This is a genomic window from Proteus sp. G2674, assembly GCF_009915195.1.
Lineage (GTDB): Bacteria > Pseudomonadota > Gammaproteobacteria > Enterobacterales > Enterobacteriaceae > Proteus > Proteus mirabilis.
The window spans coordinates 1-7,935 of the sequence record NZ_JAABLS010000029.1 but is presented as its reverse complement, the minus strand read 5'-3'; the positions used below and the strand labels follow the sequence as shown (position 1 = coordinate 7,935).

Genomic DNA, 7,935 nt, shown 5'->3' with positions numbered 1-7,935 from the left:
CAATAATCCTATTATTTATAAGGTCTCACTATCTTATGCCAAGCGGTTCCATCATACAGATCAACATTATAATCATCAGCTACAACTAAAATCCCATCGCGGACATCCATATGACCTGAGGCGATAACATTTTTATCACCATCCTTGGGACGGACCATTTCTTTACCATTCCAACACTGTAAACGGTAGTCATCACATGCCCATACTTTATCTTCAAACCAGCGTAACTGATTCAGTAAAATAGTCGAACTGCCGTGATAAAGTTTTTCCCATTGATATTCACGCCCACACCATAAACTGCCCCCTTCACCGCCAATATACACATAACCATCAGGGGCGCATAAAACTGCACTTAATTGCTCATTAGAGGGAAAACCACAGGGGATCCAGATTTCGCCATTATAATGCCAAACATCTCCTTCACCGCCAACGGCATACATATCCTGCTCAGAAAAACCATCTAGATCAGTGAACCCCATATCTGTATTGGTTTCTCCTCCTGGTATCCCATGTTGAATTCTCTGCCATTTCCCAATATCCACGCGTTTATAAATTTCGCGCGAAGTACCAACATAATAAGCATATCCACCAACACATTTAATATTTTTAGGATTTGCATAGTCACCATCCATAACTTTTTCTGGTGGCAAATTAGCACCACTGCCTACACACACCACAACACCATCATCACCTCTAGATGCAAGCATCCCTTGTTCTTTCGGTTTTAAACAAACGCCTACTTTGGGATTATCAAATCCAGTAATACTCACATACCCTGTAGGTGTGACTGGTGTATCTAAATAGATAGCTAATAACATACTAGGTATTTCACTGTTCCATAAATTTCGAGCCTTTTCGTATGGAATATCTTTGCGCAAACAAAAGTACACGATATTTTTATTTCGGATTGCACAACCAGTAATGATCCAACCTTTCAGAACTTCTTCCCAATTTTTTTCTTTTATATATGTCATAAATCACCTATCTACTTCGTTATATTTTATGTTATTACCCCTCGAGTCTTTCGCGGGTAATCTTGCATCTTTGCATATTGATAAATAATAACTTTCTAATTGAGCTCTAATACATCTGTTGGAACAATCAGCATATGGAAACGTTTTTTTATGGGCACTAACCGCAGCATCAATAGCTTGTTGCATACTCATAGTGTTATTATTTAATCGATTATTTTTAACTAAATAAGTAATTTCATCATCCATCGCCATATGAATACGCCCATGACTACCACTATGCCAAGACGTACCTTCCACACAAACAGTAGGGGCTATGGACTCCTCATAATTCTTACATGTCTCTCTTAACAAATGAGAGTAAATTAAATGATGCCCCGTTTGTCCTTGGCAACATCCTCCTTTTTTCGCGGTCTCTACTTTACTTCCTCTGGCACCTTTTTTTATCGCATTTTTTACAGAATAAGGGACTAAATTGCATTTTCTTGCTCGAACACAAGCATTTAAGCTAGCAAGAATATCTTGTGCATCTTCAGCCAATTTTTGTGCTTTTTCTAGCTGTTCTTCAGGTGATAAGTTTTTATAATTTTCAGTTTGTTCGATCAATTTTTTTATATCATCCGCTTTTTCAGATAAGACTTTAACTTGTTCTAGTCCCTCTTCAGCAGCTGATTTAATAGTGCTAACCTCAAAACCTGCATAGACTGCATCGCCAAGTGTCCATGCGGCCATTGCCGCATTTCCCCAACCTGGAACTGAGCTACCTGCTACTTGTTTTATTCCAGCCTTTGTGATTACCTTACCGAATGCTTTTGATGCGGCATCCTTTGCCATATCAGTAAGTTTACTTTTTAATGCACTAACATAATCTAATTCGCTTTTTAATGCGTCTATCGAATCAGAAATATCATCCATAAACTCTTTAGCAACTTTTTTAGGATCTTTCCCTGACATTTTTATTTCTAACCCAGCACAATGATCCTCCGTCCAGTGCCATTTATTGCTATTTTTTTTATTTTGTATTTTTTTTCTTCTTGCTAATGCTTTTCTAAGCGCACTTTCTTTTTTTAACTCTTGTTGGACATCCGAGTTATCCTTATCGGGTTTACAGCGCTTTTCAATCTGTGTATTTTCTTTGCTACAATCTTTAATACCGCCCAAAACGCCTCGAGAAATATACCGAAATATCGGTGTGTTAGATGGAAAAGAGCCATGATTATGTGACATAAGATCTTGATGACGTGCAACACCATATCCTTCAAACTTCACATTAAGTGACCATGACCGAAAATAGGCTTTACCTTTAATAACGCCTGTTATCACGCCTTTGGCTAACCCATTAGTTGCTGGCTCATCTCCTGTACTAATAGAAAAGAATGAACGATCTTCTTGTGCAACCATACTATTTCGGATAAAAACAGTCGCTGTACCATTTGATAAAGCATCTGCGCTAGAGGTGTTAGGATAAGGAACCACTGAGGGGCCAGGAGACCAGCAAGGATCTGGAAACGCGGCCGTTGATACACCATCGGATGCTTTAGAGCAAATTTCTCGTCCGTTAACATAAACTCGCGTATCCATCTACTTTACCTCTTGATATTGTAAAATGATCGCTGTTCGTTCTCCGCTATCCGCGCTTGATATTATCAATCCAGTATTCCCGGGTCCTTCAGGGTGCTTCATCCACTCCGATAATATCGCTAACATAATCACACTACTCGCAGCACCTGTTTCACCGACACTTTTAGCAATTAAATAATGGGGGTAATGTTCTACTTTTTCTTTTAATGTCCGCGTAATAGCTAACGCAACTTCTTTAAAGTAAAAAGCTTCACCATTTGCATTGCTCATACAAAATTGAGTGTCATGTAAAAGAAGATTTGACCGTTGGCAAGCTTGTTCAATAGCATTTGATAAACTTTTCACTCTTAAAGGCAATTTAGTTTGCAAAATATGAGCTGCTTCTAATTGAGTATCAAAACCAAGAATAGTAACGTATTCTCTACTATTATTGCTTGTTAATGTAAATGCAACAGAAGCCGCTCCCTCGCCAGGAATAAAACCGTCACTATTTTCCGAATGCAATAATCTATTTGTATTCGTATAATATCGAATCGTTTCTGCATTAAAATAACTATCACAACCGACTAATAATGCAATATGAGTGGTTTGTTCTGATAATATTCGCTGTAAAAAAGGCAACGCTTCCCCAATACCTGCTTTTCCACGACATAACGCGATAGAGCTTTTATGAAAGCGAGGCAATATAGCGTCAGTAACTATACTTAACCATTGTGGGAAAATACCTAGACGTTCTTCTTCTGGTAAAAGTAAACAGATAACAATATTTTCTTTATTGATAGCAATATTCGCCAATGAATCATCAATGACTTTATTTAATAACGCAATTAATCGAGCAGGTCCCCATACCTGATAATCATATAACAAAGAGCCAATAATAGGCTGATTTAGCGTATCTCGAAAATGAGTTTCACGGAAATGATCTAATCCTGAACGAATGGCTGCTGTTGCTGAATAAATATCTGTACCAACGGGAGTACATAACCCAGCAGCAACAATGGATAAATAATTTTTATTTTTCATCTTTATCCCTTACAAATAGATTGATACGTTTGACGAGAAACATAACTATCTAGTCTTGGTCCTATAAGAATTTGCTCTATATCGAGTATATTTTGAATAGGTAATTGGCACCGCCAAGTTACAGAAAAAAAATCCTTTTCTGGTTCAAAATAAAGTGTATCAACGCTTGGGGTGAATAACACGACTTCCCCTTGACGCTGATAAAATCTTACTGGGATATTATTTAATCTTGGTAGTTTAAAATTAATTTTCGAACGCAAAGGGTGTATATTGTTTAAAACAATCACTTCATTGCCAATAGGAAAATCAATTTGTTGATCAGCTGGTGCAGATTGAAAATAACGTTCATCAAAGTCTCTTGGTAAAAAGGGGGCTGTTTCGTTACGCCATTTTTCATCAAAAGTACCTGCATATTTTACCCGTTCACCATAATGGCGAGGTAATACGGATAATGCAATGGGATTAATTTGACTTTCAGGTGTATTTATTTGTTCATCAATGCACTCTAGTTGAGGCATTTTTATTTCTTTATTATTCGGTTTTCGAGATAAAAAATACCCTATTCCCAGTGGATTTATAGAGTGAGATATCTGCTCATCTTTGTAATAATATTTTCCTCCAAATGCAACCCCATAGTGTAAGGGAACCTCAGTAAAAGGCTCTGCGACTCCAGGTTTATAAAGGCCACCTTCTTTACACCAATTACGTTGACCAAAAACTGCGATCTTTTTTATCATATCTCCAACTTGAACAGATATAATCAGTTGGCTAATAGGTTTTTTATGCGGTGCAAATGCCTTAGCATTAAAAATTACATCACATTTTTGTTTCTTTAAAACAAAGTCAGCATCATAAATTGGCGCAGATTTCCCCACCTCTCCATAATATATATCTGAATAGACTAGGGGTTGAGATGGAATAATAGGACGTGGAAGCTGATTATTTTCTGGAATATGATAAGTTGCTTTTATTACAACAACCAGATACTCGAACCCAGCTTTATCAATCATTACTGTCGCTTTAGCAACTGTATGTTTAGCATTATTTATCAACTCCATGTGTTTATCTTCCTTCAGTTCACTTGTACTGATGCACCTTTAATACGATTTGTGGCTAATGCATAGTTATCAATATAAAGAGCCCTAATTTGAACAAACCCATCAGCAGTCATTGTTAAGCTAGATTCTCCACACTGTAACGTAATAGACTCACTCGCTTGGATATGTAATTGGTCTTGTTCAACACATGATAATGTCGCATTATTTATTATTTGTTTTGATAATTTATCTAAATAGTTATTTGAATAAATCATCCCTACGATCAATGGGTTATTCTGATTTCCATTAATAAACTGGATCGCACATATTTTGCCTACATCAGATTCAGTGATTGGCGCTAAACTCAATGCTAAAATAGGTTGTTCATTGTCATTAAATGTAATAGAAATACCTTCGTTACTGTTACTAACAATTTTTGCTAATTGGATAGAGGGAAGCATTGAAGGCTCACCCGATAAAGGTTGAGGTTCTGTCCTTTCGATTATCTCATCTAGTAAGGATGATTTTTGTGATGGTATTTTATTATCAGTTAATAATTTTGTCATGATTAATTACCTAAAATTGTTTTGGCTTTAAGGGTGATATCTCCATCGGCTTTAATATATTGATCTCCAGATGTTTCAATTATGATTTCATGTCCTCGGATCCGAATATAACCATCTTTATCCATTTGTAATGTTGATTTACCACATACAATTTCAAATGAATCCCCAGCAACATATTTAATGTTTTGTTTAACTATAGATGTTTTATTAGCGCCAACTCTTTGCTGATAATCCTTATTAACAAATAACTTCTTATTTTCACCCACTTCTTCATCTTGATTTTGTGTAATTTTGATCATTTGATTTTTTTCGACTACTTCAAAATGATCTGCAAGTACATGCGTTGTTCTATTGTTTAATACTTTAGTATTCATATCCTTCTGCGCATGAAGAAACACCTCTTGCTTACCGCCCGCATCTTCAAAACGCAATTCATTAAAACCTTCCCCTTTGTGGGTTTGGCTACGGAAAGTGGTTTGTGTCTTATTCTCTGGGAACTTAATCGGTGGTGCGTTACGACCATCATAGGTACAACCGGTAATTATCGGTCTGTCGATATCCCCATTCAGGTAACTGACCAGCACTTGTGTGCCGATGCGCGGTACCGCAGAAAAACCATAACCATTTCCACTCCAGCCCATGGCAACCCGTACCCAGCAGGAGGCACTGTGATCGGCACTTCCCCGACGATCCCAATGAAAATGCACTTTCACGGCGCCATATTCATTGACGTAGATTTCTTCCCCCGGTGGTCCTACCACCGTCGCCACTTCATCGCCGTCCGCCGTCGGTTTATAACGATAAGGCGGGCGCCACTCTTGCGTGCCCGGAATAAAGGAGACGCTATTCGACAGTTGTGTGCCTTCGCCCCCGCTATTGTCCGCCAGTGGCTGTACACCATGATGGCTGACGCTGATCACTTGCCAGCGATCATTCATCGGCTGATGGGGATGCTGAGATAAGGTGAAGATTTTGCCGGGCATCAGTGCAAAACAGTTTGTTGTCGCTTGCCCCACTTTGCTGCCGTTACGTAATTGCTCAAAGCGCACCTGTGTCAGAGGTCGACCTTCATCGTCTAATTGAAAACGACCATAACTTTCAAACACACTGTGCTGTCCCCCCTGCTCAATTTTGTTTTCATGAGACAGCGGATAAGAAGGACGAACAAAGTTGTTGTCTTTATGGATAGTTTCATCCACACACAAATATTCGCCATATTGCCAAGTCATGGCAGTGCTATCGCTGATATCGGTGTCGGCCTGCGGGTTATAGGTGAGGTGAATACCCGCCGTCATCCCCATATGTTCATCGCTGTAAAACAGTTGTTCTTCTTCAAACCAGAAGTTAATGCCCTCTTCAAACGCCAGTCGACACCAAAAATCAAATGCCGATTCGCGTTTTTGGGTGGTGTAGAGACGTTCAGGGTGTAGATCTTCACGGTAGAATTGGCAATCCGCTTTAACATGGGCCTCATCCAATAAGGTTTTTAAGATGGTCGGCACCGATTGATGTTGAAAAATACGGCTGTCTTGATTGAGGGTCATCACCCACATTTCAGGGCGAATATCGAAGTGATACCACGTTTTCACTCCGTCGGTATTGCCTTGTACTGCCCCGGCTAAGATACCGTTGACTTTGCGGATCAACACCCCATCGCGTTTAACCGTTAATGATGAGGCTAAGCCAAGATGGCGCTGAAAATCGATAAAGGGTAAGGCACTGACCGCACTGATGGACAGCGAAAATAGCGAGGATAATCCTTCGGTAAGATTAAATTCGGTGACTTGAAAGGTGTCGTCAGGCAATCCACCAATGGTGCAAGTGAACACCAAACCACTTTCGAGGCTGTCCATGCCTAATGCATCAAGTAACGCCCCATGGGCCGCTTGGAGTGCTTGGTTTTCAGCGAATGTTTGTCCACCGGTAAAACCGCCACCGTGGTTCAGGGGATGAGCAGTCACGCGATTGGCCGATGCGCTGGCTGATTGAGTGAGCGAGGCCGCTGCTGAGGCCATCCCGGCCACCTTTTGCGTGGGTGTCGATAGCGTTTCGTTCACTTTGGATTGCACCCTATTTTTCACTTGATTGATGGCTTCATCTTTTAAAACGGATGCCGGGTCAATGGGCGTTGATTTCGGATCTTTGCTAAGCATAATCTGCCTCCATGCAAAAATGGATAAAGAAAAGGGAACAATACAAAATAAGGACGAGCCCCCAAGGACTCGTCATAACGGTATTACGCTTCGAGAGGCGCACGCCAGTCATCCGCACCAGACGTTCCAGCAACAGTGTGCTCCCAGTCAATTTTGCGGTAAGAGAGGGAGACTTCGATAAGTTGCGTGAAGTCGGCTTTAGCCGGATCTTGGCAATGAGGCATTTGGCAATCGATGTTCACGATAGTCGCGTCAGTCAGTGTCGTGGTAAAGAAGTGCTCTTGTTTACCTTCTACCGAGGTGCGATACCATTTTAGCTCAACTTTTGGCAACATTTCGCCGGAAGCCAATGCGTTATATAGCAGGGGAACTGCTTTATTTAATGCCACGGTAAAACGAAATGGTTTATGCGCACGTTGGCCGGAAGGTTGTCCTGATTGCGGATCGGTCGGTACTGTCACCACATGAGAAAATGCTTGTACCAACATTTGGTCTTCATGACCTTGTACATAAATGTTGCCGACAGAATCTGCAGTAAACGCGCCTGCAGTGATGTTGCCCTGAGTTTTTCCTTCAATGGAAATATAGCAAGGAGTTGGCATAA

Annotated in this window: 7 protein-coding genes; all 7 read right to left on the bottom strand. The window is 40.2% G+C overall.

Annotated elements, in window-relative coordinates; all coding sequences use genetic code 11:
* Window positions 1–11 precede the first annotated feature (11 nt).
* The 7 genes from GWI58_RS13040 to GWI58_RS13010 all read right to left on the bottom strand — a co-directional run bounded on the left by GWI58_RS13040 (window position 12) and on the right by GWI58_RS13010 (window position 7,933).
* Entirely contained in the window at window positions 12–974 is a 963-nt protein-coding gene (locus GWI58_RS13040; protein WP_161769258.1) for a hypothetical protein, read from the bottom strand.
* A gap of 3 nt (window positions 975–977) precedes the next feature.
* The gene (locus GWI58_RS13035) at window positions 978–2,552 is read right to left on the bottom strand and encodes a PAAR-like domain-containing protein (protein ID WP_161769257.1); all 1,575 of its coding nucleotides are present in this window, start codon (window positions 2,550–2,552) and stop codon (window positions 978–980) included.
* On the bottom strand, window positions 2,553–3,575 hold the full coding sequence (locus tag GWI58_RS13030; protein ID WP_094959729.1) for a 3-oxoacyl-ACP synthase: 1,023 nt from the start codon (window positions 3,573–3,575) through the stop codon (window positions 2,553–2,555). It abuts the gene before it with no gap.
* A gap of 2 nt (window positions 3,576–3,577) precedes the next feature.
* The gene (locus GWI58_RS13025) at window positions 3,578–4,633 is read right to left on the bottom strand and encodes a DUF2169 family type VI secretion system accessory protein (protein ID WP_004244631.1); all 1,056 of its coding nucleotides are present in this window, start codon (window positions 4,631–4,633) and stop codon (window positions 3,578–3,580) included.
* A 14-nt stretch (window positions 4,634–4,647) separates the two neighbouring features.
* Window positions 4,648–5,178 carry a DUF6484 domain-containing protein gene (locus GWI58_RS13020; RefSeq protein WP_004244630.1) on the bottom strand — a complete coding sequence of 177 codons (531 nt, stop codon included), beginning with the start codon at window positions 5,176–5,178 and terminating at the stop codon, window positions 4,648–4,650.
* Between the two features lie 2 nt (window positions 5,179–5,180).
* Complete coding sequence (locus tag GWI58_RS13015; protein WP_161769256.1) at window positions 5,181–7,331, bottom strand: type VI secretion system Vgr family protein; 2,151 nt, start codon at window positions 7,329–7,331, stop codon at window positions 5,181–5,183.
* Window positions 7,332–7,414: 83 nt separating this feature from the next.
* Complete coding sequence (locus tag GWI58_RS13010) at window positions 7,415–7,933, bottom strand: Hcp family type VI secretion system effector (RefSeq protein ID WP_161742447.1); 519 nt, start codon at window positions 7,931–7,933, stop codon at window positions 7,415–7,417.
* Between the last annotated feature and the right edge of the window lie 2 nt (window positions 7,934–7,935).

Excerpts from the sequence above, each read along its gene's own strand:
- GWI58_RS13020 (WP_004244630.1), bottom strand. The coding sequence starts at position 5,178 with ATGACAAAATTATTAACTGATAATAAAATACCATCACAAAAATCATCC.
- GWI58_RS13040 (WP_161769258.1), bottom strand. The coding sequence starts at position 974 with ATGACATATATAAAAGAAAAAAATTGGGAAGAAGTTCTGAAAGGTTGG.
- GWI58_RS13035 (WP_161769257.1), bottom strand. The coding sequence starts at position 2,552 with ATGGATACGCGAGTTTATGTTAACGGACGAGAAATTTGCTCTAAAGCA.
- GWI58_RS13010 (WP_161742447.1), bottom strand. The coding sequence starts at position 7,933 with ATGCCAACTCCTTGCTATATTTCCATTGAAGGAAAAACTCAGGGCAAC.
- GWI58_RS13025 (WP_004244631.1), bottom strand. The coding sequence starts at position 4,633 with ATGGAGTTGATAAATAATGCTAAACATACAGTTGCTAAAGCGACAGTA.
- GWI58_RS13030 (WP_094959729.1), bottom strand. The coding sequence starts at position 3,575 with ATGAAAAATAAAAATTATTTATCCATTGTTGCTGCTGGGTTATGTACT.
- GWI58_RS13015 (WP_161769256.1), bottom strand. The coding sequence starts at position 7,331 with ATGCTTAGCAAAGATCCGAAATCAACGCCCATTGACCCGGCATCCGTT.